This window comes from Oceanicola sp. D3 (assembly GCF_006351965.1).
In the GTDB taxonomy this organism is placed as follows: Bacteria; Pseudomonadota; Alphaproteobacteria; order Rhodobacterales; family Rhodobacteraceae; genus Vannielia.
Genome location: NZ_CP040932.1, coordinates 3,030,217 through 3,055,572 on the forward strand (window position 1 = coordinate 3,030,217; position 25,356 = coordinate 3,055,572).

The 25,356-nt window shown below is 64.2% G+C and carries 31 protein-coding genes and 1 other RNA gene; 14 read left to right on the forward strand and 18 right to left on the reverse strand.

The window, feature by feature from the left end; genetic code table 11:
* Positions 1–123: 123 nt before the first annotated feature.
* The 6 genes from rpoD (at position 124) to FHY55_RS15175 (ending at position 4,390) form a co-directional block, all read left to right on the forward strand.
* A complete protein-coding gene (rpoD, locus tag FHY55_RS15150) occupies positions 124–2,127 on the forward strand; it encodes an RNA polymerase sigma factor RpoD (protein ID WP_140014991.1) in 2,004 nt (667 codons plus the stop codon).
* A gap of 792 nt (positions 2,128–2,919) precedes the next feature.
* Complete coding sequence (locus tag FHY55_RS15155; protein WP_140014992.1) at positions 2,920–3,192, forward strand: type II toxin-antitoxin system Phd/YefM family antitoxin; 273 nt, start codon at positions 2,920–2,922, stop codon at positions 3,190–3,192.
* Entirely contained in the window at positions 3,189–3,446 is a 258-nt protein-coding gene (locus tag FHY55_RS15160) for a Txe/YoeB family addiction module toxin (RefSeq protein WP_140014993.1), read from the forward strand. Before FHY55_RS15155 ends, FHY55_RS15160 begins: the two co-directional genes overlap by 4 nt.
* A gap of 3 nt (positions 3,447–3,449) precedes the next feature.
* Positions 3,450–3,806, forward strand: coding sequence for a YigZ family protein (locus tag FHY55_RS15165; protein ID WP_140014994.1), 357 nt, complete (start codon positions 3,450–3,452; stop codon positions 3,804–3,806).
* A 4-nt stretch (positions 3,807–3,810) separates the two neighbouring features.
* Entirely contained in the window at positions 3,811–4,065 is a 255-nt protein-coding gene (locus FHY55_RS15170; RefSeq protein WP_140014995.1) for an HlyU family transcriptional regulator, read from the forward strand.
* Positions 4,066–4,081: 16 nt separating this feature from the next.
* Positions 4,082–4,390, forward strand: coding sequence for a DUF1294 domain-containing protein (locus FHY55_RS15175; RefSeq protein ID WP_140014996.1), 309 nt, complete (start codon positions 4,082–4,084; stop codon positions 4,388–4,390).
* On the opposite strand, the gene FHY55_RS15180 is transcribed toward FHY55_RS15175, so the two are convergent.
* The 4 genes from FHY55_RS15180 to mgtE form a co-directional block, all read right to left on the reverse strand.
* Positions 4,380–5,051 (reverse strand): SDR family oxidoreductase, encoded by a 672-nt coding sequence (locus FHY55_RS15180; RefSeq protein WP_140014997.1) that lies wholly within the window; start codon positions 5,049–5,051, stop codon positions 4,380–4,382. The two genes, FHY55_RS15175 and FHY55_RS15180, sit on opposite strands and share 11 nt — an antisense overlap.
* Positions 5,052–5,108: 57 nt before the next feature.
* Positions 5,109–5,924: a TIGR00282 family metallophosphoesterase gene (locus tag FHY55_RS15185; protein ID WP_140014998.1), complete on the reverse strand. Its 816-nt coding sequence runs from the start codon at positions 5,922–5,924 to the stop codon at positions 5,109–5,111.
* 187 nt (positions 5,925–6,111) lie between these two features.
* Positions 6,112–6,663 carry a 5-formyltetrahydrofolate cyclo-ligase gene (locus tag FHY55_RS15190; protein WP_140014999.1) on the reverse strand — a complete coding sequence of 184 codons (552 nt, stop codon included), beginning with the start codon at positions 6,661–6,663 and terminating at the stop codon, positions 6,112–6,114.
* A complete protein-coding gene (mgtE, locus tag FHY55_RS15195; protein ID WP_140015000.1) occupies positions 6,660–8,069 on the reverse strand; it encodes a magnesium transporter in 1,410 nt (469 codons plus the stop codon). The genes FHY55_RS15190 and mgtE overlap by 4 nt, the downstream gene beginning before the upstream one ends.
* A gap of 178 nt (positions 8,070–8,247) precedes the next feature.
* On the opposite strand from mgtE, the gene guaD reads away from it, so the two are divergent.
* Positions 8,248–9,573 (forward strand): guanine deaminase, encoded by a 1,326-nt coding sequence (gene guaD / locus FHY55_RS15200; RefSeq protein ID WP_140015001.1) that lies wholly within the window; start codon positions 8,248–8,250, stop codon positions 9,571–9,573.
* 24 nt (positions 9,574–9,597) lie between these two features.
* Here guaD and FHY55_RS15205 read toward each other — a convergent pair whose 3' ends face one another.
* The 4 genes from FHY55_RS15205 to FHY55_RS15220 form a co-directional block, all read right to left on the reverse strand.
* On the reverse strand, positions 9,598–10,098 hold the full coding sequence (locus tag FHY55_RS15205; protein WP_140015002.1) for a CAP domain-containing protein: 501 nt from the start codon (positions 10,096–10,098) through the stop codon (positions 9,598–9,600).
* 11 nt (positions 10,099–10,109) lie between these two features.
* Entirely contained in the window at positions 10,110–11,450 is a 1,341-nt protein-coding gene (locus tag FHY55_RS15210; protein ID WP_140015003.1) for an 8-oxoguanine deaminase, read from the reverse strand.
* Positions 11,447–12,262, reverse strand: a complete 816-nt coding sequence (locus tag FHY55_RS15215; protein WP_254695334.1) for an inositol monophosphatase family protein — start codon at positions 12,260–12,262, stop codon at positions 11,447–11,449. Before FHY55_RS15215 ends, FHY55_RS15210 begins: the two co-directional genes overlap by 4 nt.
* Before the next feature lie 109 nt (positions 12,263–12,371).
* Positions 12,372–12,758, reverse strand: a complete 387-nt coding sequence (locus FHY55_RS15220) for a helix-turn-helix domain-containing protein (protein WP_140015004.1) — start codon at positions 12,756–12,758, stop codon at positions 12,372–12,374.
* Between the two features lie 322 nt (positions 12,759–13,080).
* On the opposite strand from FHY55_RS15220, the gene FHY55_RS15225 reads away from it, so the two are divergent.
* Positions 13,081–14,046, forward strand: a complete 966-nt coding sequence (locus FHY55_RS15225) for an NADPH:quinone oxidoreductase family protein (protein WP_140015005.1) — start codon at positions 13,081–13,083, stop codon at positions 14,044–14,046.
* On the opposite strand, the gene FHY55_RS15230 is transcribed toward FHY55_RS15225, so the two are convergent.
* The gene (locus FHY55_RS15230) at positions 13,997–14,959 is read right to left on the reverse strand and encodes a LysR family transcriptional regulator (RefSeq protein WP_140015006.1); all 963 of its coding nucleotides are present in this window, start codon (positions 14,957–14,959) and stop codon (positions 13,997–13,999) included. The genes FHY55_RS15225 and FHY55_RS15230 overlap by 50 nt on opposite strands.
* A 123-nt stretch (positions 14,960–15,082) precedes the next feature.
* Between FHY55_RS15230 and FHY55_RS15235 the strand changes: the two genes are divergently transcribed.
* The 4 genes from FHY55_RS15235 (at position 15,083) to FHY55_RS15250 (ending at position 17,991) form a co-directional block, all read left to right on the forward strand.
* Positions 15,083–15,313: a DUF1127 domain-containing protein gene (locus FHY55_RS15235; protein ID WP_140015007.1), complete on the forward strand. Its 231-nt coding sequence runs from the start codon at positions 15,083–15,085 to the stop codon at positions 15,311–15,313.
* A 183-nt stretch (positions 15,314–15,496) separates the two neighbouring features.
* The gene (locus FHY55_RS15240; RefSeq protein WP_140015008.1) at positions 15,497–16,240 is read left to right on the forward strand and encodes a Bax inhibitor-1/YccA family protein; all 744 of its coding nucleotides are present in this window, start codon (positions 15,497–15,499) and stop codon (positions 16,238–16,240) included.
* A gap of 120 nt (positions 16,241–16,360) precedes the next feature.
* A complete protein-coding gene (locus FHY55_RS15245) occupies positions 16,361–16,948 on the forward strand; it encodes a TetR/AcrR family transcriptional regulator (protein WP_140015009.1) in 588 nt (195 codons plus the stop codon).
* 65 nt (positions 16,949–17,013) lie between these two features.
* Complete coding sequence (locus tag FHY55_RS15250) at positions 17,014–17,991, forward strand: zinc-binding dehydrogenase (protein ID WP_140015010.1); 978 nt, start codon at positions 17,014–17,016, stop codon at positions 17,989–17,991.
* Positions 17,992–18,095: 104 nt separating this feature from the next.
* Here the strand turns inward: FHY55_RS15250 and FHY55_RS15255 are convergent, their stop codons facing one another.
* The 8 genes from FHY55_RS15255 to gatC all read right to left on the reverse strand — a co-directional run bounded on the left by FHY55_RS15255 (position 18,096) and on the right by gatC (position 23,046).
* Positions 18,096–18,380, reverse strand: coding sequence for a hypothetical protein (locus FHY55_RS15255; RefSeq protein WP_217524699.1), 285 nt, complete (start codon positions 18,378–18,380; stop codon positions 18,096–18,098).
* A gap of 48 nt (positions 18,381–18,428) precedes the next feature.
* Complete coding sequence (locus tag FHY55_RS15260) at positions 18,429–18,980, reverse strand: GNAT family N-acetyltransferase (RefSeq protein WP_254695335.1); 552 nt, start codon at positions 18,978–18,980, stop codon at positions 18,429–18,431.
* 130 nt (positions 18,981–19,110) lie between these two features.
* The gene (rpmG, locus tag FHY55_RS15265; RefSeq protein ID WP_012179442.1) at positions 19,111–19,278 is read right to left on the reverse strand and encodes a 50S ribosomal protein L33; all 168 of its coding nucleotides are present in this window, start codon (positions 19,276–19,278) and stop codon (positions 19,111–19,113) included.
* A gap of 122 nt (positions 19,279–19,400) precedes the next feature.
* Positions 19,401–19,768: RNase P RNA component class A (gene rnpB, locus FHY55_RS15270), an RNA gene on the reverse strand.
* Positions 19,769–19,780: 12 nt separating this feature from the next.
* Positions 19,781–20,473 (reverse strand): N-acetylmuramoyl-L-alanine amidase, encoded by a 693-nt coding sequence (locus FHY55_RS15275; RefSeq protein ID WP_254695336.1) that lies wholly within the window; start codon positions 20,471–20,473, stop codon positions 19,781–19,783.
* 19 nt (positions 20,474–20,492) lie between these two features.
* On the reverse strand, positions 20,493–21,200 hold the full coding sequence (locus FHY55_RS15280; RefSeq protein ID WP_254695337.1) for a hypothetical protein: 708 nt from the start codon (positions 21,198–21,200) through the stop codon (positions 20,493–20,495).
* A 71-nt stretch (positions 21,201–21,271) separates the two neighbouring features.
* Entirely contained in the window at positions 21,272–22,759 is a 1,488-nt protein-coding gene (gene gatA / locus FHY55_RS15285; RefSeq protein ID WP_140015012.1) for an Asp-tRNA(Asn)/Glu-tRNA(Gln) amidotransferase subunit GatA, read from the reverse strand.
* Complete coding sequence (gene gatC, locus FHY55_RS15290) at positions 22,759–23,046, reverse strand: Asp-tRNA(Asn)/Glu-tRNA(Gln) amidotransferase subunit GatC (RefSeq protein ID WP_140015013.1); 288 nt, start codon at positions 23,044–23,046, stop codon at positions 22,759–22,761. The genes gatA and gatC overlap by 1 nt, the downstream gene beginning before the upstream one ends.
* Before the next feature lie 123 nt (positions 23,047–23,169).
* On the opposite strand from gatC, the gene FHY55_RS15295 reads away from it, so the two are divergent.
* Positions 23,170–23,841, forward strand: coding sequence for a metal-dependent hydrolase (locus FHY55_RS15295; protein WP_140015014.1), 672 nt, complete (start codon positions 23,170–23,172; stop codon positions 23,839–23,841).
* 106 nt (positions 23,842–23,947) lie between these two features.
* Here FHY55_RS15295 and FHY55_RS15300 read toward each other — a convergent pair whose 3' ends face one another.
* The gene (locus FHY55_RS15300; RefSeq protein WP_140015015.1) at positions 23,948–24,400 is read right to left on the reverse strand and encodes a nucleoside deaminase; all 453 of its coding nucleotides are present in this window, start codon (positions 24,398–24,400) and stop codon (positions 23,948–23,950) included.
* Positions 24,401–24,463: 63 nt separating this feature from the next.
* Here FHY55_RS15300 and FHY55_RS15305 point away from each other — a divergent pair, with 63 nt between their 5' ends.
* Positions 24,464–25,261, forward strand: a complete 798-nt coding sequence (locus FHY55_RS15305; protein ID WP_140015016.1) for a pseudouridine synthase — start codon at positions 24,464–24,466, stop codon at positions 25,259–25,261.
* Positions 25,262–25,356 lie beyond the last annotated feature (95 nt).

The following is a 25,356-nucleotide window of genomic DNA, read 5'->3' on the forward strand; positions in this document are numbered from 1 at the left end:
CACGCCTTTCACATCAATTTTTATGGGGTTCGGCTGGAATCTCCGGTGATTCGCGTTATTGATTCGGGAAGCCCGAATCGCGCGTTTGCACGGATTGCCCGAAACGCCCTTCAGGAGAGCTAGATGGCCGCCAAGGACAACGACGACAACAAGCCCGACGACAGCGAAGCCGAGCCGATGCTCGACGTGAGCCAGGCGGCGGTGAAGAAGATGATCGCCGAGGCGCGTGAACGCGGCTACATCACCTACGATCAGCTCAATCAGGTTTTGCCGCCCGATCAGGTCTCTTCCGACCAGATCGAGGATGTCATGTCGATGCTCTCCGAGATGGGCATTCAGGTGACCGAGGACGACGAGAACGAGGATGAAGACGAGGGCAAGGGCTCGACCGCCGTGGTCGAAACCTCTTCGTCGCGCGACGTCGCCGTTTCGGCCAGCGAGACCGAAAAGCTCGATCGCACCGATGACCCGGTGCGGATGTACCTGCGCGAGATGGGCTCGGTGGAGCTGCTGAGCCGCGAGGGCGAGATTGCCATCGCCAAGCGCATTGAGGCTGGCCGCAACACGATGATCGCCGGGCTCTGCGAGAGCCCCCTGACCTTTCAGGCGATCACCATCTGGCGCGAGGAACTTCTGAACGAAGACATCCTGCTGCGTGATGTGATCGACCTTGAAACCACCTTCGGCCGGGGCGTCGATGGCGATGAGGATGACGATGAAGAGGTGGCCGAAGCCACCCCCGCCGCATCCACCGCCACCTCCACGGAAACCGAAAAAGAAGAGAAGCAGGAACTCGACGCCGACGGCAATCCGATTGCCTCGGACGACGATGATGACGACGATGACGAGCAGGCCAACATGTCGCTCGCCGCGATGGAGGCCGCGCTCAAGCCGCGTGTGCTGGAGATGCTCGACGTCATCGCCCGCGACTACACCGAGCTGGCCGAGATGCAGGACCAGCGGATGTCGGCCACGCTGAACGAGGATGGCTCGTTCTCTGACAAGGCCGAGAAGAAATACCAGAAGCTGCGCGGCGAGATCGTGCTGCTGGTGAACGAGCTTCACCTGCACAACAACCGGATCGAGGCGTTGATCGACCAGCTCTACGGCATCAACCGCCGGATCATGTCGATCGACAGCGCGATGGTGAAGCTGGCCGATCAGGCCCGCCTGAACCGCCGCGAGTTCATCGAAGAGTATCGCGGCTACGAGCTTGACCCGACCTGGATGGAGCGGATGTCCGAAAAGTCGGGCCGTGGCTGGCAGGCGTTGTTCGAGCGGAGTGCCGAAAAGGTCGCCGAGCTGCGCATGGATATGGCGCAGGTTGGCCAATACGTCGGCGTCGACATCCCCGAGTTCCGCCGCATCGTGCAGCAGGTTCAGAAGGGTGAAAAAGAGGCGCGTCAGGCCAAGAAGGAGATGGTCGAGGCCAACCTCCGCCTCGTGATCTCGATTGCCAAGAAATACACCAACCGCGGCCTGCAATTCCTTGATCTCATTCAGGAAGGCAACATCGGCCTGATGAAGGCGGTGGACAAGTTCGAGTATCGCCGCGGCTACAAGTTCTCCACCTATGCGACATGGTGGATCCGTCAGGCGATTACCCGCTCCATCGCCGATCAGGCCCGCACGATCCGTATTCCGGTGCATATGATCGAGACGATCAACAAGCTGGTGCGGACGGGTCGCCAGATGCTGCACGAGATCGGCCGCGAGCCGACGCCGGAGGAACTGGCCGAAAAGCTCCAGATGCCGCTGGAGAAGGTTCGCAAGGTGATGAAGATCGCCAAGGAGCCGATCTCGCTGGAGACGCCGATTGGCGACGAGGAAGACAGCCAGCTTGGCGACTTCATCGAGGACAAGAACGCAGTGCTGCCGCTGGACTCGGCCATTCAGGAAAACCTGAAAGAGACGACGACCCGGGTGCTGGCTTCGCTGACGCCCCGTGAAGAGCGCGTGCTGCGGATGCGCTTTGGCATCGGGATGAACACCGACCACACGCTCGAAGAAGTCGGCCAGCAGTTCTCGGTGACCCGCGAGCGGATCCGGCAGATCGAGGCGAAGGCGCTGCGGAAGCTGAAGCATCCGAGCCGGTCGCGGAAGCTGCGGAGTTTCTTGGATCAGTGATGGAAAGTGCTGCTCCTCGTGACCCACTAGAGCAGCAAACCCGAGCTTTCTTGGAGTATCTTGGTTTAGGCGAGGTTACCTATGAGCCTGAAGGGAGTGGCTCGTTTCCGGATTTCTCTCTTGGCGGTCGTGTCGCCGTTGAAGTGACGCGATTAGTAAGGCCGCCCTTATCAGAGAGAGAACGGAGCCCAGATTCAGACTTCACGCCAGCTATGAGGTCGTTGCAAAACGCTATCGAAAGTGTGCGAGTAAAAGATTTCCGGGCCAGTCGATTTGTGGACCTGAACCTCAATAGGCTTCCGCAAATCCGAAACACCACAAGATCTTTGAAGGCGTTTCTCAGTTCTCTTCCGGCTGATCACGATGAGATAGAACGGCAGAGACTAAACGAATTTCTCGACGTTGACATTTACTTTGCGTCAAAGAAGTTTGAGACGCCGTTTCGCCTCGGAGCTGTATCTGGACGGTTTCTAACCGGGTGGGTCGTTCCCGATTTGCTTGGACAGTGTGAATATGCGCTTCATCGCAAAGAGGAAAAACTGGGAACTCTGCCAGAGAGCTACGATGAAGCGTGGCTAGCAGTTGGTAGCCACCTCACAAACAGCTTAAGCAGGGAGAGCTTCGACGACTTCAAGGAATTGATAAATGTCTCAACAAGGTTCAGCCGTTTGATACTCCTAAATAGGCGACAACCAGAGCGCTCTCGGTCTGTGATTGTTGAGAGTTAGTCAGAGGTTCTGCGACCACGCACCGCCCTTGCCCCACCGTACACGATCACGTACACTCAACTCCATGAAACACGCCTCCTCCACCGACCTGCGCAAGAACCTCTCGGCCATGATGGATGCCGTCACCGCCGATCATGAGCCGCTACTCGTCACCCGCGCGGGCGGCAAGCCGGTGGTGATGCTCTCGCTCGAAGACTACGAGGCGATGGACGAAACCACTTACCTTCTGGCCAACCCGGCCAATGCGGCGATGTTGCGCCGGTCCATCGCCCAACTCGATACCGCCGAGACTGTCACCAAGACCATGGATGAATTGGATGCCATGGCCAAGGAATGAACGTTACCTTCACCGCCGAGGCTTGGAGCCACTACACCTACTGGCAGAAGGCCGACAAGAAACTCACCGCCAAGATCAATGCCCTGATAAAAGAATGCCAGCGCCATCCCTTCGATGGCACGGGCAAGCCTGAAGCGCTGAGAGGCGACCTGTCCGGCTTCTGGTCTCGCCGTATCAACCACGAGCATCGGCTGGTCTATCGCATCCATGGCGGCGCAGTAGAGATCGTCGCCTGCCGCTACCACTACGGCTGATCCATGCCCCTCACCCTCCACGACTATATCCTCACCGACCGTGGCTCCAAATATGCCGTCTCCGGTGGCCCCGCCGCCTCGAAGGGCGAGGCCCTCGCCCTCGTCAAAGAGCTGAAACGGCAGAAGAAATTCGCCAAAGCGACCCATAACACATGGGCGCTGCTCACCGTGGACGGCCCAGTAAAGAACGACGATGGCGAGGCGGGGGCGGGCATGGTGATTGTGCGGATGCTCGAGCGGGCCAAACTCACCAACCATGTCATCATCGTCACCCGCTGGTTCGGCGGCACCCATCTGGGCGGCGACCGCTTTCGCCGGGTACAGGACTGCGTTACCTTTTACATCGACCAGATGGAGTAGCCCCATGTCCCTGCTGTCCAAGCTCTTCGGCAAATCAGAGCCGCCCGCGCCCGAGCCGGTGGAGCACGCGGGCTTTGCCATCACCCCCTGCCCCGAGAAGGCGGCAGGCGGGTTTCGCATCGGGGCATTGATCGAGAAAGACGGCAACCGCCACCACATGATCCGTGCCGATGTCATCGCCGACGATCAGGACGCCACCGAGGCCAGCCTGCGCAAGGCGCGCCAGATGATCGACGAGCAGGGCGACCGGCTATTCTGATTGGCGCCGGTCCGGCATGACCATCGCGGCACTTGGCACGCCCTTGCCGCTTTGGCTCGTCGTCGCGCTGCTCTTCTGCGCCGTCAACCTTCTCGCCTTCGCGCTCTTCAGCGTCGACAAGACGAAAGCCCGCATGAGAGATCGCCGCATCTCCGAGGCTGCGCTCCTCACCGTTGCTGCCCTCGGCGGCTTCTGCGGGGCGAAGGCAGGCCAGCGACTGCTGCGCCACAAGACGCGCAAACAGCCCTTCGCCCGTCGGCTGAACGCCATCGGGTTGGTTCAGGGCGTGGTCGTCGTCGCCCTGGTCTGGGCGGTCAGCCGGTAGGCATCACGAAGACTTCCTGCACACTCGCGCGCTGGTCGGCCTCCAGCGCGAAGAGAACCGCGCGGGCGATATCCTCGGGTTGCAGCTTGTCGGGCTTGGGCTCGTCGAAGAAGGCGGTGTCGACCATGCCCGGCGCAATCACCGTGACCCGAGCGCCAAATTCGCGGAACTCCTCGGCGAGGTTGCCGCCATAGCCGTGCACGAACCACTTGGTGGCACCGTAGAGCGAGCCTTTGATGTGCCGCCGCCCCGCCGCCGAGCCGGTCAGCAGAAGGTGGCCGCCGCCGTCAAAATGCGCGCTCGCCGCCTTAGCCGTCCACATGACGCCAAGAATGTTGAGGCGGATCATCGCCTCCCATTCCTCTGGGTCGCCATCGCGGGTGCCGGGGGTATCAAGGCCCATCCCCGCATTGGCAAAGGCCGCATCGACCCCGCCGAAGTGGCTGGAGAGGTGCTCCATCGCGCCGCGCTGATCGTTAAGCGAGGTGGCATCCCCCGGCAGCGCCAAAGCCTTGGGGCCAAGTTCCTCCACAAGGGCTTCGAGCTTGTCTTCGGAACGGGCGAAAAGCCCCACGTTCCAACCTTGGGCAACGGCGGCGCGTGCGGTTTCGGCTCCGATGCCAGAGGAAGCGCCGGTGATGAAGAGTGTCTTGTCGGTCATGTCGGTCCTTTCACGTTGTCAGGCAGACAACGTGGCAGGACCGATCCGGTTGCGTGCCTAGGCCGGGCCCGTCTGCTCCAGCCGGCCACCTTGGCGCACCTGCACCACGCGCTTGGCCAGCCCCGTCCGATCATCGGTTTCCACGTAGAGCCCACATAGCGTGGCCTCGCCCATCGCGGGTTGAAACCGCCCCTTGCTCATGCCCGTCACGAAGCGGCGCAGCGGCTCGTCGGGCTCCATTCCGATCACCGAATTGTAATCGCCGCACATCCCGGCATCGGCCTGAAACGCCGTGCCCTTGGGCAGAAGCTGCGCATCACCTGTGGGCACATGGGTGTGAGTGCCCACCACCACGCTCGCGCGCCCGTCGCAGAAGTGGCCCATCCCCATCTTCTCGCTGGTCGCCTCGCAATGCACGTCGATCAATGCCGCCTGCACCATGCCGCCCGACGGGTGCGACTTCAAAACCGGCTCAATGGCCGAGAACGGGTCGTCAAAGCAGCGCTTCATGAAGACCTGCCCAAGCACCTGCGCCACCAGCACCTTGCGCCCCCCCGGCGCATCATACACCCGGAAGCCTTTGCCGGGGGCATCCTTGGCAAAGTTGATGGGCCGCAGAATACGAGGCTCATTACCGATGAAACTCAGCATCTCCTTCTGGTCGAAGGCATGATCGCCAAGAGTGATCACATCAGCGCCCGCCTCCAGCAGGCCCTTGGCATGGGCCGCCGAGAGCCCCGCGCCAGAGGTGGCGTTCTCGCCGTTGACCACCACGAAATCCAGACGCCACGCCTCGCGCAGCCCGGGGAGGCGTTCGGCCACCGCTGAGCGGCCCGCGCGTCCCATTACATCGCCAAGAAAAAGTATCCGCATCCCATTGGCCTAAGCTGCAACCGGCCTCAGGGCAAGCCCGAGGATCTCATCATTTTCTTGCTGCAAATACTCCCGGGGGTGTGGGGGCAGCGCCCCCGCTCCGACGGTGCCACGCAGCACCCCGCACCTGGTGGCGCCGCGCGTGACGGACCGGGGCGGGTGGTTGGGCGGTCCGCCACGCGCGGCGCTACAGCGAAATCACTTCGCGCTCGGTCACGATCATGTCCAGCGGCGCATCTGTTGGCTCCAGCGGCAGCGCCTCGGCTTCCTGCGCGCCGTAGGCAAAGCCCACCGCCAGCACGGGGCCGTCGCGGCGCAGCAGCTCCAGCGTACGGTCGTAGAAGCCGCCGCCATAGCCCAGCCGAGCGCCCGTGCGGGTGAAGGCCACCAGCGGCACCACAAGGATCTCGGGGCGCATCACGGCGCCTGTGGGCTCTGAAGTTCCAAAGCCCGCAGGCACCATCTCGGCCCCCGGCTCCCAGAGCCGGAAGACCAGCGGGGTCGCCGGCGCGGTGATCGTGGGCAGGCCTACCGGCCCGTGGGCGGCGGCTTCCTCAAGGGCTGGCATCGGGTCTATCTCGTCGCGCATCGCCATATAGCCCGCCAGAGGCACACCCCTGTAGCCCGCGAGCACTTCAGAGAGGTGGCCGGCCGCATGGCCGGACCACTCTGCATGGGCCTCGGCCCGCCGCGCCAGCGCCGCCGCCCGCGCAGCCCGTTTCTCTTCCGCAAGGCTCACAGCAGCAGCACCGCGGCGAGGCCGAGGAAGGCGAAGAAGCCGACCACATCGGTCACCGTCGTCACGAAGGCACCGGAGGCCAGGGCCGGGTCGATACTGAATTTGTCGAGCACAACGGGCACCAGGATGCCCGCCAGCCCCGCCACCACGAGGTTGATCACCATGGCCAGCGCCAGCACCACCCCGAGCATTGGCGTGCCAAACCATATCCAGCCCACAAGCCCCATCAGCGCAGCAAAAGCGAGGCCGTTCAGCAGGCCCACAAGAACTTCGCGCCGGATCACCCGCCACACGTTGGAGCCGGTGAGGTCTTTGGTGGCAATCGCGCGCACCGCCACGGTCAGCGATTGGGTGCCTGCGTTGCCGCCCATCGACGCCACGATGGGCATCAGCACGGCCAGCGCCACCAGTTGCGCGATGACCGCCTCGAACTGGTCGATCACGAGGCTGGCCATGATCGCCGTCACGAGGTTGACGGCGAGCCAAGGGAAGCGCCGCTTCGTGGTTTCCCACACCCGGTCGGTCACCCGGCTTTCGTCGCTCACACCCGCGAGGCGGAGGATGTCTTCCTCGGCCTCGTCATCCAGCACCGCCATGGCATCGTCGATGGTGATGACGCCGACGAGCCGCTCGCCTTCATCGACCACCGGGACCGAGATCAGGTGATACTGGTTGAAGGCATAGGCCACCTCGCCTTCGTCCTGATCAACCGGCACGGTGCGAAAGCTGTCTTCCTTGATCTCCGCAAGCAAAACCGCGCGGGGGCTGGCAAGGATGCGCCCAAGGGCGACATAGCCCACGGGGTGCATCTTCGGGTCGATCAAGATGACGTGGTAAAACTGCTCTGGCAGCTCGCGCCCCTCGGCCCGCATGAAATCAATCATCTGGCCCACGCTCCAATGCTCGGGCGCGCGCACCACTTCCCGCTGCATCAAACGCCCTGCGGACTCTTCGGGCCACGACAGCGCTTCTTCCACCGCGATCCGGTCGGCGGCGGGGAGCGCTTCGAGGATCGCCTCCTGCTGGTCCTCTTCGAGGTCTTCGACGAGGTCGACCACATCATCGGAGTCGAGTTCTCGGACGGCTTCGGTGAGGGTTTCGGGCGAGAGGGTGGCGATCACATCTTCGCGGATCGTCTCATCGAGTTCCGAGAGGATATCGCCATCGACGCTTTCGCCCCAGAGCATCAACAACTCGCGCCGCGGCCCTGCGCCGATCTGTTCCAAGAGGTCGGCGATGTCGGCGGGGTGCAGCGGGTCGAGCAGTTCGGAGAGGGTGACCACGTCATCGGCAAAGGTGGCTTCGAGCACCGATTGCACGAAGGGGGTTCGGAGCGAGTAATCCTGCTCCTCGCGCTCCTCGGGGCGCTCTTCCTCCTCGATCTCGGTGGTCGGCTCTTCGCTCATCGGCGGCCCCTCTGCTCGGCGTTGCGGCCACCATATTGCACGCGCCGGGTGGCGCAAGCGCAGGAGCGCGAAATCAGCGGCCTGCAGGCGGGAGCCCGGCGTGAATTCGCAACTTGCGCCGCTGGTTGCATCATTTCACGCATTGTCCGCCGTGCAGGGCCCGCTTAATCTCCGGCGCATGTCTGCCCCTGCCCCGCCCAACGCCGAGTCTTCGGCCCCAGAGACCCTGCTGCTTGGGCAGATCATCGACTTTACCGCTGATCCCTTTGCCACACCGCCGCCGGACTGCGCCCGCCACCTGTCGCGCGGGGCGATCCTTTTGCGGGGCGGAAAGATCGCCGAAGTCGGCCCTGCAGCGCGCCTGGGAGAGGCGCACCCCACCGCTCGCCGGGTGGATTATGGCGCGGCGCTGCTGCTTCCCGGCTTTGTCGATGCCCATGCGCACTACCCGCAAACCGGCATCATCGCCTCATGGGGCAAGCGGCTGATCGACTGGCTGGAAGGCTATACCTTCCCCGAAGAGAGCCGGTTTAGCGATGCGCTCTACGCCGCCACGATCGCCGGGCGCTACCTAGATCTGGCGATTGCCAATGGCACCACGACGGTTGCCAGCTTCTGCACCTCTCACCCCGAGAGCGTCACCGCCTTCTTTCAGGCTGCGCAGGCCCGAGGCATGGCGGTGGTGGGCGGCAAGGTGGCGATGGATCGCAACGCGCCCGAGGCGCTGCTCGATACGCCTGAGCGGGCCTATGACGAGAGCAAGGCGCTGCTCCAGCGCTGGCATGGGCAAGGGCGTGCGCGTTATGCCATCACCCCTCGTTTCACGCCCACATCGAGCGAAGCGCAGCTGGAGGCCATGGGCGCACTTTGGGCCGAACACCCCGATTGCGCCATGCAAACGCACCTCAGTGAGCAGGCGGAAGAAATTGCCTGGGTAAAGGAGCTTTGCCCCGATGCCGAGGATTACCTTGCCACCTATGAGCGGCACGGCCTCATCGGCCCGGGGGCTCTCTTCGGCCATGCCATCCACCTCACCCCGCGAGAGCGGGCAAGATTGGCCGAGAGCGGCTCATCGGTGGTGCATTGCCCGACATCGAACACCTTTATCGGCTCCGGTGTTTTCGATGCCGCCGGGTTGGCGGCGGAGGGTGTTACAACCGGCTTGGCGACTGATACGGGGGGCGGCTCGTCATTTTCTATGCTGCGCACCATGGGGGCCGCCTATGAGATCAGCCAGCTCAATGGCGCGGTGCTGCACCCGGCGCAGCTTTTGTGGCTGGCCACCGAAGGCTCGGCCCGCGCGTTGCGGATGGAGAGCGAGGTGGGCACGCTCGCGGTTGGAAGTGCCGCCGATATCATTGCGCTAGACCTTGCCTCCACCCCCGCCATCGCCCAGCGGGCCGCGCGTGCGGGCGATATTTGGGAGGCGGTGTTTCCGACGATGATGATGGGGGACGACCGCGCGATCAAAGCCGTTTGGATCGGTGGCGTTGGCCGCCGCTGATCACGGTGCCCACCGCACGTCACTCTAGCAGGGCCGTGCCAGCACCAAGACCCGCACCGCCCCTGCATGGCCCTCACCGTAAAGGCTGGCGTTGGGGAGCAGCATGTTGCGATTGTGCCCGGCTGAGCCTTTCCACCCCGCCACCGCCTGCGCAGCCGTTGGATAACCGAACGACAGGTTTTCTGCCACGAGACAGGCTTGAAGGCCCTGCGCCCGCACCCGGTCCATCACGCTGGAGCCGCCCCGCCCGGTGTGGCCTGTGCGCCCCGTTGCGGCAAGGTATGCGGCCTGATCCTGCGCCGCCCGCATCAGGGCCGGGTGGGCTGTGAGCGGCGTTAGCCCGCCAGACGCCCGGTATGCGTTGAGCGCGGGCGCGACGCTGCCCGGTGTGGCTAGAGTGCGTGATTGCGGAGCAGAGGTATCGCCCGAACCTGCCGCAGGCGCGTCGGGGGGTGGCGCGGGCACGCAGGCCGCGAGAGCGATCAGCAAGCCTGAGGCCATGGCGATCCGACAGTGTCGTAACATACTTGGCCTCCTCACGTGCCGTTGGCCAGCCGGGCCACCGCCGCTGCCGCCTGCTGAGCCAGTGCCCGTGTATCGACGCCTACCAGCGCACCGGCGCGCACCACGTCGCGCCCCTCCACGATCAGGTCGCGGACCTGCGTTGGCCCGGCCAGCAATAGCGCGGCGCGATCCCAGTTGCCTGCCGCCTCCAGACCCGCCATGTCCCAGATTGCGACATCGGCGCGAAACCCCGGCGCAAGCTGACCAAGGTGGCCACCGCGCCCAAGCACCTCGGCCCCACCCCGCGTGGCAACCTCAAGAGCCTCGCGCGCGGGCATGGCATCGGCCCCGTCCCGCACCCGTGCCACCAGCAATGCCATGCGCGCCTCTGCGGCCAGATTGCCCGCGTCATTGCTGGCTGAGCCGTCCACGCCCAGGCCCACCGGCACCCCCGCATCACGCATCGCCCGGATTGGCGTGATCCCCGAACCGAGGCGGCAGTTGGAGCAGGGGCAATGGGCGACACCTGTTTTTGTGTGGGCGAAAAGATCTATCTCTGCGCGATCCAGTTTTACGCAATGGGCATGCCACACGTCCTCGCCGACCCAGCCCAGCTCTTCGGCATATTGGCCGGGACGACAGCCGAAGTTGGCTTCGGAATAGGCGATGTCTTCATCATTCTCGGCCAGATGGGTGTGCAGGCGCACGCCCTTCTCGCGCGCCAAGACGGCGGTATCCCGCATCAACTCGCGGCTGACCGAAAACGGCGAGCAGGGCGCAAGGCCCACCTGCACCAGCGCCCCCGGCGACGGGTCGTGAAAACCGTCGACCACCCGCGCGCAATCCTCCAGAATCGCAGCTTCATCTTCCACCAAGGCATCCGGCGGCAGCCCGCCCTTGCTTTCTCCAATACTCATCGCGCCGCGTGTGGCGAGAAAGCGGATGCCGACCTCGCCCGCACCTTCGATGCTGTCCTCCAGCTTGGCTCCGTTCGGAAAGAGATAAAGATGGTCAGAGCTCATCGAACAGCCCGAGAGCGCAAGCTCGGCACAGGCCAGTTTGGCGGACAGGCGGATGTCTTCTGGCGTCATCCGGCCCCAGATCGGGTAAAGCGCCTGAAGCCAGCCGAAGAGCAGCGCATCCTGGCCCGCTGGCACGGCGCGGGTGAGGCTTTGGAACATGTGGTGATGCGTGTTCACCAACCCGGGCGTCACAAGGCAGCCCTCGGCGTTGATTATCTCGGCCCCATCCGCAGCAAGGCCCGGCCCGATCTCTTCGATGATCCCGCCGCGCAACCGCACATCTAATGTGCCCTCGCGGCCCGCATCATCCATGCTCAGCACATGGCCGCCCCGGATGAGGCGATGCGTCATGCGGCCTGCTCGGCCAAGAGCGCCATCGCTGTGCGGTGTAGCTCGGGCGTGGCTGCGGCGAGGGCCCTGCCGCCTTCGTGCACCGGCCCGCCCTCCCAATCTGTCACGACGCCGCCTGCTGCCTCGATCACGGCAATCGGTGCGGCAATATCATAGCTTTGCAGACCTGCTTCGATCACAAGGTCGATTTGCCCGAGGGCGAGCAAGGCATAGGCGTAGCAATCCAGCCCGTAGCGGGTGAGCCGCGCTTTGCTCGCGACGCGCCGAAATGCGGCGGCCTCGGCCTCGGTGCCGACCTCGGGGAAGGTGGTAAAAACTGTTGCCTCTGCGAGGCTGCGCCCTTCGCGCACTTTCAACAGGGTTTCGCCGCGCGGGGCGGTGAGCTGCGCCGCGCCGAGGCCACCCTGAAAACGCTCCGCCATATAGGGCTGGTCGATGATGCCGTAAAACGGGCCGCGTGCATCGTTCAGTGCGATCAGCACGCCCCAGCTCGCGGTGCCGGAGATAAAGGCGCGGGTGCCGTCGATCGGGTCGAGCACCCATGTCAGCCCGCTCTCGCCCGCCTGGTGGCCAAACTCCTCGCCCAGCACCGCATCCTGCGGGCGTCGTTCGGCCAGAACGCCGCGCATGGCTTCCTCGGCGGCGCGGTCTGCAACGGTGACCGGGTCAAACCCACCGGGGCCTGCCTTGTTGTCGGCCAGCATTGGGGTGCGGAAATGTGGCAGGATCGCCGCCCGAGCCGCATCGGCCATCGCCGCACCGCAGGCCCGTAGCTCGGCCGCCTCTTCTTCCGTGATCTCTTCGCGCAACATCTGCCTCTCCCTGCCTTTCAGCAGCCATAGCGCACCCCGTGAAACGAGAAAAGCGCCCCTGGGTGGGGGCGCTCTCTTGGTGGCAACGGCAACAGGTGGTTACTGCTGCTCAGTTCACATCGCTCAAAACACGGGCGAGATCAAAGAGCCGGCGGCGTTGGCTTTCAGGAATGGCGTAGTAGCTGCGCACCAGTTCCAGCGCCTCGCGGTCTCCGAGAATGTCGCCCGGAACGCCCTCGCCCTCGACCGCATCGGTCTTGGACACCTGCGGCAGATCTTCACTAAGCCCTTCGAAGAAGAAGGAGATTGGCACCTCGAGCGCGTGGGAGATGTCCCAAAGGCGGGATGCGCTTACACGGTTCATGCCGGTCTCGTATTTCTGGATCTGCTGAAACTTGATCCCGACCTTCTCGGCCAGCTGCTGTTGCGTCATCCCCACCATCCAACGACGGTGCCGAACGCGCTTACCAACATGGATGTCGACCGGATGCTTCATGAATGTCTCCTTCATATCTCTCCACCTAGTACACAGCAACTTTCGTGCCAAAACGGGCGCACCCGCTGAGATTTATCATATTTGTTTGATATTAAATCATCATTCCCTTTAAAAACAGGGGGTTGCGATGCTATTCTGCATTTCAGAGCCTGCAACTATGACCTTACTACGGCAAGTTTAGACGTGAGTCTCGATACAATTATAAGTTGCACTTAGTTGACGCTGTGAACTCTCGCGAATTGCAATTGCATTTTGCAAATATCCACAGGATTGCGCAACTTTTCGACAGCTCGTAGGGATGGTGCGCAATTGGAGGGATGTGATGAAGGCTTACCGTGTTACCGAGACGGGTGAACGCCCGGCCCTTACCGAGATTGCCGCGCCAGAACCGGGGCCGGGAGAGGTGGCGGTAGATATTGCGGCCTGCGGGCTCAACTTCGCCGATCTGCTGATGGTTGAGGGCACATATCAAGACACGCCCCCCGCCCCCTTCACCCTCGGAATCGAGCTGGCTGGCACCGTCACCGCCCTCGGTGAAGGCGTGGAGGGTTTTGCACCCGGGGATCGCATCGGTGTTTTCGGCGGCCGTGGTGGACTGGCCGAGGCCGGGTGCTTTCCGGCTGACCGCTGCCTCAGGCTGCCCGATGCCATGCCGTTCCATATCGCCGCAGCCTTCCTTGTTGCCTATGGCACATCTCACCTCGCGCTCGTTCATCGCGCGCGGCTCGCCAAGGGCGAGCGCCTTGTGGTGACCGGAGCGGCAGGAGGCGTGGGGCTGACGGCGGTGGAGCTGGGGGCCAAGCTGGGCGCCGAGGTGGTGGCCATCGCGCGCGGGGCCGACAAGCTGGCTGTTGCGGAAAATGCCGGAGCGACCCACCTGATCGACGCGACCAGCGAGGACATTCGCGGCCAGCTCAAGGCCCTTGGCGGCATTGACGTGCTCTATGACACTGTGGGTGATCCGCTGTTTTCGGACTGCTTTCGCGCCGTTCGCCCCGAGGGCCGCCTGCTTTCCATTGGCTTCGCCGGGGGCAAGGTGCCGCAGATCAAAGCCAATCATCTGCTGGTCAAAAACCTAACGGTGATGGGGCTCTACTGGGGCGGTTATATGGGCTTTGCGCCTGAGGTGCTGACCGGCTCACTCAAGGAGCTTATGGCGCTGTGGGAGACGGGCGGGTTGGAGCCGCATGTCTCGCACCGCCTGCCGCTCGAAGAGATAGACGCGGCGATGGAGCTTATCAGGACGCGGCGCTCGACCGGGAAGGTCGTTGTTGAGCCACGGCGCTGAGCGCCTCGCCCACCACGCCCGCCTCTGCAACCGGCACGGGGCCCATGCCCGTGGTTGGCAGCCGCCCCGCGTAAGAGCGGCGCAGCAACTCGGCCAGCGCCTCCTGCGCTGGGTTCTTCAGGCTGGCAGCACCGTAAAGATTGATCCGGAAGGAGCGCAGCTCAGGCAGAGCGCCGCCGTGGCAGATCGGCTCAGTGGTGGGCGGCTGCATGCCTTCCAGCATCGCATGCACGGCCAGATCAGCGTTCACCGTTGCCTCCACCGTGCGCGATGAGTTTGAGCTGACCTGCATGGTCCAGGGTAGCCCCGCCTCATCGAGCGCGCGCTGCACGATGGGTTTGAAAAAGCACTTCTCTTCGAAGGCCAGGGGCAAAGGTCGGCGCCGCCACGCACAGCCACCCGGGGCACCCACCCAAACGAGTGGCACCTCGCGAAGCGTCTCGCCGCCCTCGTCCATCCCGTCCTCGGTGGTTACGATCATGTCGCAAGCCCCCTTTGCAAAGTCTTCCTTGAGGCTTCGTGTAAAGGAGGAAACGAGATGCACGCGCACGCGAGGGAACTCAGCCGCGAAGCGTTGGAGCATCCGCGGGATATAGCCCAGCACGATATCATGGGGCACGCCCAGCACGATCTGGCCTTCGAACTCCTCTGCCGTCAGCCGGGTGATCGCCTCATCGTTCAGCGCCAGCATCCGGCGTGCATAGCTGACAAGCTGCTCCCCGGCAGGGGTCAGGCCAATCTTGCGCTGGGAGCGATCAAGCAACTTTTGGTCCAGCGCCTCTTCCAGCCGCTTCAGCTGCATCGAAACGGCGGATTGGGTCACGTTGAGCTGCCCGGCTGCGCGGGTCACCCCGCCACAATCAGCGACGGTCACAAAGCTGCGCAGAGCGGTAAGATCCAGGTTGCGGGGCATCATCAATCTCCGTGATGGCGGGCGTCACAAACATTCGTTTCCAATATGCCCCACCTCACGCCATATATCAATCATCCTGATCAAACAGATCGTAACGTTCACAGAAAGCAAAGGATCGGACTGATGAGCTCCCCCGCTTCCACCCTCTCCACCGGCGCCCTGTCCGGACACTGCAACCCTCCCCGCAGCGGCATTATTGCCCGCGTTCTGGGCCTTCTGGCTCTGCGCCGTCAGCGCCGCGCCTTAGCCGCGCTCGATGAAACCCTGCTGCGCGATATCGGCGTGTCGCCCGACGCAGCGCGCACCGAAGCTGCCCGGAAACTCTGGGACGTTCCCCCGGGCTGGCGGACCTGATCCCGCCATCCCAAGAGAGCGGCGCTTTCCCCCCGAGGGCGCCGCTCTCGAAAACTTTGTGTCGAAACAACCCGTTTCCCCGTCAGAACCACTTGAAATCAAGGCCGTCTGTGCCGATATTTGACACCAAGCAGTGCGCCCGCCGGGCGTGCTGACAGGAGTTTTGTGCAAATGGAGGCATGAATGGCAGAGACTGGACCGATCCGCACGATGGGCGCAGGCGTCCGTACGGCGCAGATCGACGAGGGCCTCCGGGCCCATATGAACAAGGTGTACGGCACCATGTCGGTGGGGCTCTTCCTCACCGCTGCGGTGGCCTGGGCCGCTGGCAACAGCGAAGCCGTGGTGATGCAACTCTTCGCCACACCGCTGCGCTGGGTGATCATGTTCGCTCCGCTGATCATGATCTTTGCTTTCGGCGCGCTCATCAACAAGATGTCCTCTGCGGCCGCGCAGCTGTTCTTCTATGTGTTCTCGGCCGTCATGGGCCTGTCGATCAGCTGGATCTTCGTGGCTTACACGGACTTCTCGATCGCCCAGACCTTCCTGATCACGGCCGTCGCCTTCGCGGGCCTGTCCCTGTGGGGCTACACCACGAAGAAGGACATTTCCGGCTGGGGCAGCTTCCTTATCATGGGCGTTATCGGCCTGGTCATCGCCTCGGTGGTCAACCTGATCCTGCCGATGTTCATCGCGGGCTATGACCCCAGCGGCATGATGTTCGCCATCTCGGTGCTGGGTGTGCTGATCTTCGCAGGCCTTACCGCCTACGACACGCAGAACATCAAGAACACCTACATCGCGCACGCGGCGCATGGGGATCAGGAATGGCTTGGAAAGGCCGCCATCATGGGCGCGCTCAGCCTCTACCTGGACTTCATCAACATGTTCATGTTCCTGCTCTCGCTGCTCGGCGGGCGCGAATAAGACACAGCTGAAAGACTGAAACGATCAAACCCGCCGGAGTGATCCGGCGGGTTTTTCTTTGGCGAAGTTTTTCTGCCATCATTACTAGACGACCGGTCTATTACTTCCTACATGCCTAACATGACCGAGCAACGCAAATCCGAACAAACCCGTGCCCGCATCCTCGAAAGGGGCCGCGCATTGGTGCTTGAGCGAGGCTTCGGCGGGGTTGGGCTAAAGGGTATCCTCGCCGCCGCCGATGTGCCCAAGGGCTCTTTTTACTACTACTTTCCGTCCAAGGAGGCGTTCGGTTGCGCGCTGCTTGAGGGCTACGTCACCGAGTATGTAGCCGCCCTCGACGCGATCATCGCCCTCCCCCAGCCCGCCGCCACGCGCATGGAACGCTACTTCAACGGCGCGCTCGGCACCGAGGCCGCTACGATGGCCGACCGTTGCCTTGTGGTGAAGCTTGCTGCCGAAATTGCAGACCTGTCCGAAGATATGCGCCAGATCCTCGATGCCGGGGTAGCGCAGGTTTGCACGCGGCTCTCGGCCCTACTGCGAGAGGGGGCGGAGGACGGCTCTGTCGCACTGCAATCCGACCCGGAGCGCAGCGGCGCGATGCTCTATGCCCAATGGCTCGGCGCGGCCATCCACGCCAAGCTATCTCGCAACCGCCTGCCGCTTGAGCAGGCCATGGAAGACACCCGTGCGCGGTTCTTCACCTAAATCGAAACACAACGAAACCGAATGCCTGCGCATCCGTTGGGTGCGCAGAAAAGAAAGGACACACCATGAAAGCCATCACCTACGACACCTTTGGCGAACCCGCTGACGTGCTGCAAACCTCTGACGTCGCGGTGCCAGAGCCCAAGGCCGGAGAGGTCCGCATCGACATGACACTCTCCCCCATCCACAACCACGATCTGTGGACCGCGCGTGGCACCTACGGCTACAAGCCCGAGCTGCCCGCTGTCGGCGGCACCGAGGCCCTCGGCACCATCGAGGCCGTCGGGGAAGGCGTGGACGAAGCGCTGCTCGGCAAGCGTGTTGTTGCAGCGGGCGTCCACGGCGCATGGGCAGAGCAGTTCATTGCGCCCGCAGCGGCCGTGGTGCCGCTGCCCGAAGAGATCGGCGACGAGGCCGGCGCTCAGCTTATCGCCATGCCGTTCAGCGCATTGGCCCTGCTGGAGTACCTTGAAGTCAACGAAGGTGACTGGGTCGTGCAGACCGCTGCCAACGGCACCGTGGGCAAGATCTTTGCAGAACTGGCCAAGGCGCGGGGCGTTAAAACCCTCAACCTCGTTCGCCGCGCCGAAGCCATCGACGAACTGACGGAGTTGGGCATTGAGAATGTGCTGAACACCTCCGATGAGGGCTGGGTCGACGAGGCTCGCAAGATCCTAGGGAATGAAGGCGCACAGGCCGCGATCGACAGCGTCGGCGGCGCCATTGTGGCCGATATCGCCGATCTGCTTGGCACCGATGGCACGCTCGTCGTGTTCGGCACCGCCACGGGTGACCCGCTGCAATTGCGGGCCGGGCCGGTGATTTCGCGCCACCTGCAAGTCAAGGGCTTCTGGGGCTCGCGCGTGATCGGCGAGATGGACGGGGCCGAGAAGGGCCGCCTCATCGGCGAGTTGGTCAGCTTGGCCGCAAAGGGCCAATTGCACCTGCCCTCCGGCGGCGAGTTTCCGCTCGACCAGCCGGTTGAGGCGGTTAAGGCCTCTCTCACCCCCGGTCGCAGCGGCAAGATTTTGCTGCGCGGCTGAAGGCACGCATGAGCGGGGCCGGCAGCGTTATGCAGGCCCCGGTTGGGCCGGGCACTTCTGGCCCTCCACCGCCTCCAGCCAGGCCCGCACTTCGCGGCGTGACCTTAGATGCACGACCGTGAGATGCGGCGGCGGGGCGGCAGCGACATCGACCAGTTTCGCCCGGCTGCTATTTCGGGTGCGCCAGATGAACAGCCAGAAATCCAGCGCGACTTGCGGTGAACCTCCTCGCTCATCCAGCTTTTAACCTCAGGCTCGCGCTGCTGCCAGCCCGGCCCGTAGTGGATGTGATCCATGTGGAAGACAGGCAAGCCGGCAAACGCCCCCAGCCCCCGCGCCAAGGTGGATTTGCCCGAACCGGGCCCTCCGACAATCATCACCCGTTCCATGTCGCCAATTCTGCGATGCGGCACAGACCTTCGCAAGTGCGGCGTGGATCACATTTCACAACACATCTGCACGGCGGCAAATTCGAGCCCCGGAGCGAGGGTGATGGTTATCTCGCCCTGAGAGTCGAAGCCTAGCGCGGCATAGAAGGGCTCTGCAGTGAGGGTGGAAAAGCACATCATCCGCCGCACGCCAGCCGCCTCGGCTTCAAAAAGCGCATGCTCCATCAGAGTACGGCCAACGCCCCGGCGCGCCATTGCAGGTGCGGTGGCGACATGGCGAATGTGGCCCACCTCGCGCGGCCCGGTGGCCGTGCCACCCGGTGCGTGAAAGGTCCAGCCCCCGGCGGCCAGCAGCCCATCGCCGGTATCGGCGAGATAGTATGTGCCGGATGACAGCAAAGCCGCCTGTGGACGGGTGATGAGAGGCAGTGCCTCGGCCAGCAACTCGGGTGGGTAGTCAGGCGCCAGCAGGGCGCGGTAGGAGGCGGCCAAGAGCTTGCCCACGGCCTGCACGTCACCCATACGCGCGGGGCGGATGGTGAAGGGCGGCAGCGCGGGGCGCAGCCCCCTTCCGGGCATTTCACTGGTCTGGGTTTGCATGGTCTGGCCTCCTTGGTGGACCGTCTTGAGAAGGAGGCTCGCGGGGTTTGCTGGCTATGGGACAAAGAAAAACCGCGCGAGCCTTGGGGCGTCGCGCGGTTTTCTAAGCTTTGTCGTGGATCGGAGGGGCTTACTTGATCTTGCCTTCCTTGTATTCCACGTGCTTGCGCGCGACCGGGTCGTATTTACGTACGACCATCTTTTCGGTCATGGTGCGGGCGTTCTTTTTGGTCACGTAGAAGTGGCCAGTGTCGGCAGTGGAGTTCAGCCGGATCTTGATGGTGGTCGGTTTGGCCATCTTTGTTGTCCTCTTGCGGGGGGAGCGCGCACGGGGGCACTCCGCAGGTGTATCTTGGAGCCCGCCTTTTACCCGCGCGGGGGGCCGAGTCAACCACTCCCGGCGGGGAATGGCAAAAATAATCGCGCGGATGACCTGTAAGCCGGATTCTGTCCGCCCGTCGGCCGAAGCTTCTGGGCGGGGTGGCCATTCATCTAAGGCGCGCGTTGCCGCGTGCCCTCTAGCTGCCAACCCGAGCCCCGGGGCCGAAGCGGCCCGTGTGAGGCTCCTATTTGGCATTGCTCCCGGTGGGGCTTGCCGTGCCGGTGCTGTTGCCAGCCCCGCGGTGGGCTCTTACCCCACCGTTTCACCATCACCCTGCAAGCAGGGCAGTCTTTTCTCTGTGGCGCTTTCCGTCGGATTGCTCCGCCCGGGCGTTACCCGGCACCGTTGCTTCGTGGAGTCCGGACTTTCCTCGGAGGCGAGCCCCCGCAGCCACCCGGTCATCCGCGCGAAGGCCCGGTTAGGCGATAAGCGCCTCTGGGTCAACGGGATACCGCGCGGCGAGGTCGGCCATCCGGGCGCAATCGGTGGCATCGAGCGGGCCGCTCGCCCCGGGCCTGAACCTGCTGCGGAAGGCAGCCAGCAGGGTGTCGGGCGGCACATCGGCGGTATAGCCGAAGGCTCGCGCATCTTGACAAAAGGCAGCCTCATCACCGGCGCCTGCCGCCTCTTTGGCCTCGCTCCATACCGCGAGGCCCTGCAGAGCGAGGCGGCGCCAGTCGAAACGGGGGCCCGGGTCGATCTTTCGGCCCGGGGCGATGTCGGAGTGGCCGAGCACCCGTTCAGGCGGCAAGGCCCATCGCCCCATTATCCCCCCCACCAACGCTTCCACCGCCCGCATCTGCGGGGCTGCAAAGGGCTCGGAGGCGGCATTGACGATCTCGATGCCGATGGAGCGGGAGTTTACATCAACGCAGCCCCCCCAGCGCCCTGCCCCGGCGTGCCAAGCCCGTGCGGCCTCATCGACCATTTGCCAGACGCCGCCTGCTGGGCTCACCACATAATGCGCCGACACTTCGGCTTCTGGCGTGGCAAGGCGCTTCAGCACCAGGTCGGTGTCGGGCATGGCGGTGTAATGCAGCAGCACGATGTCGGGGCGTGCCCCGCCCCGGCGCTCACCCTGATTGGGCGTTGGATAGCTCTGGATCTTCACGCCGGGCTCCGGGGCCGGCTCACCCCTTGGCGGCGCGGAAGGGCCGGGGATCCCAGCCACAGGCAAAACCGTCTCCGTCCGGGTCCATACCCAGCTTGTCACGCTTGGGGCCACCGGCCGCGAGGAAGGCCTGCTGGGCCAGCGCTGCGGAGGGCTGAGAGGCGCAGGCACGGTCAAATTTGCGCTGGCTGGTAAAGCCGCGGCGATAGATCTTTTCACCCGGCTGGTTTGTGGTCGACAGCGCGTATTGCGCCAGATTCGGCCCGGTATCCTGCGGGCGATCGGGAAGGGCCGTTACCGGCGCCTGCTCAAACTGCGCACGTTGCCGGGCAATCCTCTGGGCATCACTCTCGATCGATTCCCGCGACGAGACCGCCTCGAAAGACTGCTCATCGGAAATCCCGGCGCTGCCTGCGGTGCGCGGCGCGGCCGCGGTGCGCACCGGGGCGGGCGCAGCCGGGGTGATTACCGGTTGCGCGGTGGTGGGGGTGCGGCCGAGGGCCTGGTCAATCTCTGCTGCGGTTGGAGCCCCGGTCGCCGAAGGCGCAGCCGCAGACGGGCTTGCCGAGGCCGAGGCGACAGGCGAAGCGGGCGGCTGCACCGTTTGCCGCGAAGAACTGGCCAGCGCCGTGTCGCGCCTCAGCTGCGACTGATAGCTGTCATAGTCGCCAAAGCCGACGCCCGAACCGCTATCAGGAATTGCCGGATCACAGGCCGCAAGGGCCAAGGCTGCACACAGGGGAAGCCACGCTCGCATGGGAAAGATCTCTGCTCTCTTTTTTGCCTATTGGGCCGGTTTTACCACCATTTGCCCGGTTTGGCCACAAAACCTGCGGCCTGCTCCAGCGCGTAGGCCGTGTTCAGCAGGTCGCCCTCTTCCCACGGGCGCCCGATAAGCTGGAGGCCCAGCGGAAGGCCCTGTGTGCTGGTTCCGGTGGGCACAGCGATGCCCGGCAATCCGGCGAGGTTGACCGTCACGGTGAAGACGTCGTTGAGATACATTTGCACCGGATCGGCCTCGGCCATCTCGCCCAGCCCGAAGGCCGCGGAGGGGGTGGCGGGGGTGAGGATTGCGTCGACCCCTGCGGCAAAGACCTCGTCGAAGTCCTTCTTGATCAGGGCACGCACCTTGCGGGCGCGGTTGTAGTAGGCGTCGTAGTAACCTGCGGAGAGCACATAGGTGCCCACCATGATCCGCCGCTTCACCTCGTCGCCAAAGCCCTCGGCGCGGGTCTTTTCATACATCTCCACGATGCCGTCACCCTGCGCCAGCTTGGCGCGATGGCCAAAGCGCACGCCGTCGTAGCGGGCGAGGTTCGAGGAGGCCTCAGCGGGGGCGATCACGTAGTAGGCGGGCAGCGCATACTTGGTGTGGGGCAGCGAAATGTCGCGAATCTCCGCGCCCGCCGCCTTGAGCATCTCGGTGCCCTCGGCCCAAAGCGCCCCGATCTCTTCGGGCATGCCTTCCATCCGGTATTCCTTCGGAATCCCGATCACCTTGCCCTTGATATCGCCCGTCAGCATCGCCTCGAAATCGGGCACCGCAAGCTCGGCCGAGGTGCTGTCCTTCGGGTCATGCCCGGCCATGGCCTGAAGCATGATCGCGCAGTCGCGCACGTCCTTCGTCATCGGCCCGGCCTGATCGAGCGAAGAGGCGAAGGCGATGATGCCCCAGCGGCTTACCCGACCGTAGGTAGGCTTTAGGCCGGTGATCCCGGTGAAGGCCGCAGGTTGGCGGATTGAGCCGCCAGTGTCGGTGCCGGTGGCGGCGAGGCAGAGATCGGCCGCCACGGCAGAGGCCGAGCCGCCCGAGGAGCCGCCGGGCGTCAGCGCCGCCTCATCGTTGCCGCGCCGCCAGGGGTTCACCGCGTTGCCATAGGTCGAGGTCTCGTTGCTCGACCCCATGGCGAATTCGTCCATGTTGAGTTTGCCCAACATTACCGCGCCCGCGTCAAAAAGCTGGGTGGTGACAGTGGATTCGTATTCCGGCTTGAAACCGCCAAGAATGGCGGAGGCCGCCTGGCTCTCTACACCCTTGGTGCAGAACAGATCCTTGATGCCGAGCGGAATGCCGCACATGGCAGGCGCATCACCCGCGTCGATCCGTGCATCGGCGGCCTTGGCCTGCTCCAACGCAATCTCCGGCGTGTGGTGGACAAAGGCATTGAGCGCCCCTGCCCCCTCGATGGCCGAAAGACAGGCCTCGGTAATTTCCACGCTCGTGGTCTCGCCCTTGCGCAGCGCGTCCCGCGCGCCTGCAATCGTCAGCTTGGTCAGATCGCTCATTATTCCACCACCTTCGGCACGGCAAAAAAGCCCTCGCGGGCATCCGGCGCATTGGCCAGAACGGCCTCGGGCTGATTGCCATCCGTCACCACATCTTCGCGCCGCTTCAACCGTTGCGGGGTGACCGAAACCATCGGCTCAACGCCCTCCACATCCACCTCGGATAGCTGTTCGATGAACCCGAGGATCGCGTTGAATTCGCCCGCCAGTGCAGGCAGGTCTTCTTCGGGCACGGCGATCCGGGCCAGATGCGCCACACGGCGCGCGGTTTCGGTGTCGATCGACATGGGGCGAAACTCCTATCGGCTGTCGACCGCCCGTTTATCGCTCGCGCCCAAGGGCTGCAAGCGGTGGACGCTGCCCCGGTGCCGCCCTAGGTTCGCCCGGAAAGCAGATTGTGGAGACTCCCCATGAAACTCACCTGGCTTGGACACGGCGGCTGGAAACTTGAAGCCGAGGAGGCGGTGATCCTGATCGACCCCTGGCTGGACGGAAACCCGGCCTTCCCGGCAGAACGCAGAGACGAGGCGCTTGCGGGCGCAACCCATGTGTTGCTGACCCACGGCCATGATGATCACATCGCGGGCGTGCCGGAGATGGCTGCGGAGAAGAGCCTGCCCGTGTTTACCATGGTGGAGCTCGCCGGCCAGCTAGAGGGCGTGGAGGCCACCGGCTTCAACAAGGGCGGCACGGTGGACCTTGGCGGGGTCAAGGCGACGATGGTGCCCGCCTCTCACTCCACCAGCTATAACGGCGGAGCGGCTGGGGCCGAGGTTGGCTATGTTCTGAAGGCCGAGGGCAAGTGCATCTACTTTTCCGGCGATACCGGGATCATGGCAGACATGGAGTGGATCGGGGCCTACTTCGAGCCCGACATCGGCATCCTCTCCTGCGGCGGTTTTTATACAATGGACATGGAGCAGGCCGCGTGGGCGGCAAAGCGCTTCTTCGACTTCGAGATCGTCATTCCATCGCACTACAAGACCTTCCCGGCGTTAGCGCAGGATGCGGAGGTGCTGAAGAAGGGCCTGAAAGGGGTGGATGTGCTGGAGCCGGGGGTGCTTGAGGCCATCGAGTTGTAAAGCCCGCAGCGCGTTCGCCCGGCTGAACCCGCATGCCAGTGGGAGGCCAGCCCGTTGCGCCGCCCCCCCGAAATGTTCGCGGCAAGAAAATGGGGCGTGTTGGGCCTTACCCGCGCCGGTCCGCAAAGAAGTCGCGCAAGAGGGTGGCGGCATCCTCTTCGGCAACGCCGCTTATGACTTCGGGCACATGATGGGCCTGAGGGTGGGTAAAGACGCGCGCGCCATGATCCACGCCGCCGCTCTTAGGGTCCGCCGCGCCGTAAACCACCCGCGCAATGCGGGCAGCGGCGATCACGGCGGCGCACATGGCGCAGGGCTCGAGCGTGACGTAGAGCACATGGCCCGGCAGCCGCTCGGAGCCGTTGGCGGCGCAGGCCTGCCGGATCACCAGCATCTCGGCATGGGCTGAAGGGTCCGCCAACTCGCGGGTGCGGTTTCCGGCGCGGGCGATGATCTCGCCGCCCGGCGCAACCAGCACCGCGCCCACCGGCACCTCACCGCGTGCAGCCGCCGCGCGGGCTTCGTCCAGCGCGGTCTCCATATGGCTCGTAAAGGTCATGCCTCTCCCCTGCCCCGCGCCTGCGCCCTTGGCAAGCCTTTCGCGCAGGGATAGAGCGGGGCCATGGCAGAGAAACCTCCAAGCAAGACCCCCGCGGGCGACCGGATCGCCAAGGTGCTGGCCCGCGCCGGCCTTGCCTCTCGCCGGGAGGCGGAAAAGATCGTTGAAGCCGGTCGGGTGACTGTGAACGGCAAGCAGATCGACAGCCCGGCGCTGAATGTGACCGAGGCCGACAAGATCACCGTCGATGGCAAGCCGCTTGCCGCGCCCGAACCGCCCCGGCTCTGGCTCTACCACAAGCCAGCGGGCCTCGTGACGACCGAGCGTGACGAGAAGGGCCGCGAGACGGTTTTTGCCAACCTGCCGGAGGATATGCCCCGCGTCGTCAGCGTGGGGCGGCTGGACCTCAACTCCGAGGGCCTGCTGCTGCTCACCAACGACGGCGAGATCAAACGGCGGCTGGAGCTGCCCTCCACCGGCTGGGTGCGCAAGTATCGCGTGCGCCTGCACGGCACGCCGGAGGATGCGGATTTTGAGCCCCTGCGCCGTGGGCTGACCGTGGAGGGCGTGAAGTACCAGCCGATGACCATCACGCTCGATCGCCAGCAGGGCGCCAATGCCTGGGCCACGGTGAGCCTGCGCGAAGGCAAGAACCGCGAGATTCGCCGGGCGATGGAGGCGGTTAACCTCACCGTGAACCGGCTGCTGCGGGTATCTTACGGCCCGTTCCGGCTGGGAGACCTGAAGGCTGGCGCGGTGGAGGAAATCAAGGCGCGGGTTCTGCGCGACCAGCTTGGACTGGACCCGGAGTTCAAACCCACCCCCGCCCCGAAGAAAAAGCCCCAGAGACGCCGCAGGTAGACCGGCAAAAAACGCCGCGAAGCACGGATAAGCGCGACCGGGCGATCCATGCTGGCCCGCAGAAAATCATTCGCTTATAAGCGAAGATATGCGCC

Coding starts and splice junctions, on each gene's coding strand:
- rpoD (WP_140014991.1), top strand. CDS start 124: ATGGCCGCCAAGGACAACGACGACAACAAGCCCGACGACAGCGAAGCC.
- FHY55_RS15155 (WP_140014992.1), top strand. CDS start 2,920: ATGAAACACGCCTCCTCCACCGACCTGCGCAAGAACCTCTCGGCCATG.
- FHY55_RS15160 (WP_140014993.1), top strand. CDS start 3,189: ATGAACGTTACCTTCACCGCCGAGGCTTGGAGCCACTACACCTACTGG.
- FHY55_RS15165 (WP_140014994.1), top strand. CDS start 3,450: ATGCCCCTCACCCTCCACGACTATATCCTCACCGACCGTGGCTCCAAA.
- FHY55_RS15170 (WP_140014995.1), top strand. CDS start 3,811: ATGTCCCTGCTGTCCAAGCTCTTCGGCAAATCAGAGCCGCCCGCGCCC.
- FHY55_RS15175 (WP_140014996.1), top strand. CDS start 4,082: ATGACCATCGCGGCACTTGGCACGCCCTTGCCGCTTTGGCTCGTCGTC.
- FHY55_RS15180 (WP_140014997.1), bottom strand. CDS start 5,051: ATGACCGACAAGACACTCTTCATCACCGGCGCTTCCTCTGGCATCGGA.
- FHY55_RS15185 (WP_140014998.1), bottom strand. CDS start 5,924: ATGCGGATACTTTTTCTTGGCGATGTAATGGGACGCGCGGGCCGCTCA.
- mgtE (WP_140015000.1), bottom strand. CDS start 8,069: ATGAGCGAAGAGCCGACCACCGAGATCGAGGAGGAAGAGCGCCCCGAG.
- guaD (WP_140015001.1), top strand. CDS start 8,248: ATGTCTGCCCCTGCCCCGCCCAACGCCGAGTCTTCGGCCCCAGAGACC.
- FHY55_RS15205 (WP_140015002.1), bottom strand. CDS start 10,098: ATGTTACGACACTGTCGGATCGCCATGGCCTCAGGCTTGCTGATCGCT.
- FHY55_RS15210 (WP_140015003.1), bottom strand. CDS start 11,450: ATGACGCATCGCCTCATCCGGGGCGGCCATGTGCTGAGCATGGATGAT.
- FHY55_RS15215 (WP_254695334.1), bottom strand. CDS start 12,262: ATGTTGCGCGAAGAGATCACGGAAGAAGAGGCGGCCGAGCTACGGGCC.
- FHY55_RS15220 (WP_140015004.1), bottom strand. CDS start 12,758: ATGAAGCATCCGGTCGACATCCATGTTGGTAAGCGCGTTCGGCACCGT.
- FHY55_RS15225 (WP_140015005.1), top strand. CDS start 13,081: ATGAAGGCTTACCGTGTTACCGAGACGGGTGAACGCCCGGCCCTTACC.
- FHY55_RS15230 (WP_140015006.1), bottom strand. CDS start 14,959: ATGCCCCGCAACCTGGATCTTACCGCTCTGCGCAGCTTTGTGACCGTC.
- FHY55_RS15235 (WP_140015007.1), top strand. CDS start 15,083: ATGAGCTCCCCCGCTTCCACCCTCTCCACCGGCGCCCTGTCCGGACAC.
- FHY55_RS15240 (WP_140015008.1), top strand. CDS start 15,497: ATGGCAGAGACTGGACCGATCCGCACGATGGGCGCAGGCGTCCGTACG.
- FHY55_RS15245 (WP_140015009.1), top strand. CDS start 16,361: ATGACCGAGCAACGCAAATCCGAACAAACCCGTGCCCGCATCCTCGAA.
- FHY55_RS15250 (WP_140015010.1), top strand. CDS start 17,014: ATGAAAGCCATCACCTACGACACCTTTGGCGAACCCGCTGACGTGCTG.
- FHY55_RS15255 (WP_217524699.1), bottom strand. CDS start 18,380: ATGGAACGGGTGATGATTGTCGGAGGGCCCGGTTCGGGCAAATCCACC.
- FHY55_RS15260 (WP_254695335.1), bottom strand. CDS start 18,980: ATGCAAACCCAGACCAGTGAAATGCCCGGAAGGGGGCTGCGCCCCGCG.
- rpmG (WP_012179442.1), bottom strand. CDS start 19,278: ATGGCCAAACCGACCACCATCAAGATCCGGCTGAACTCCACTGCCGAC.
- gatA (WP_140015012.1), bottom strand. CDS start 22,759: ATGAGCGATCTGACCAAGCTGACGATTGCAGGCGCGCGGGACGCGCTG.
- gatC (WP_140015013.1), bottom strand. CDS start 23,046: ATGTCGATCGACACCGAAACCGCGCGCCGTGTGGCGCATCTGGCCCGG.
- FHY55_RS15295 (WP_140015014.1), top strand. CDS start 23,170: ATGAAACTCACCTGGCTTGGACACGGCGGCTGGAAACTTGAAGCCGAG.
- FHY55_RS15300 (WP_140015015.1), bottom strand. CDS start 24,400: ATGACCTTTACGAGCCATATGGAGACCGCGCTGGACGAAGCCCGCGCG.
- FHY55_RS15305 (WP_140015016.1), top strand. CDS start 24,464: ATGGCAGAGAAACCTCCAAGCAAGACCCCCGCGGGCGACCGGATCGCC.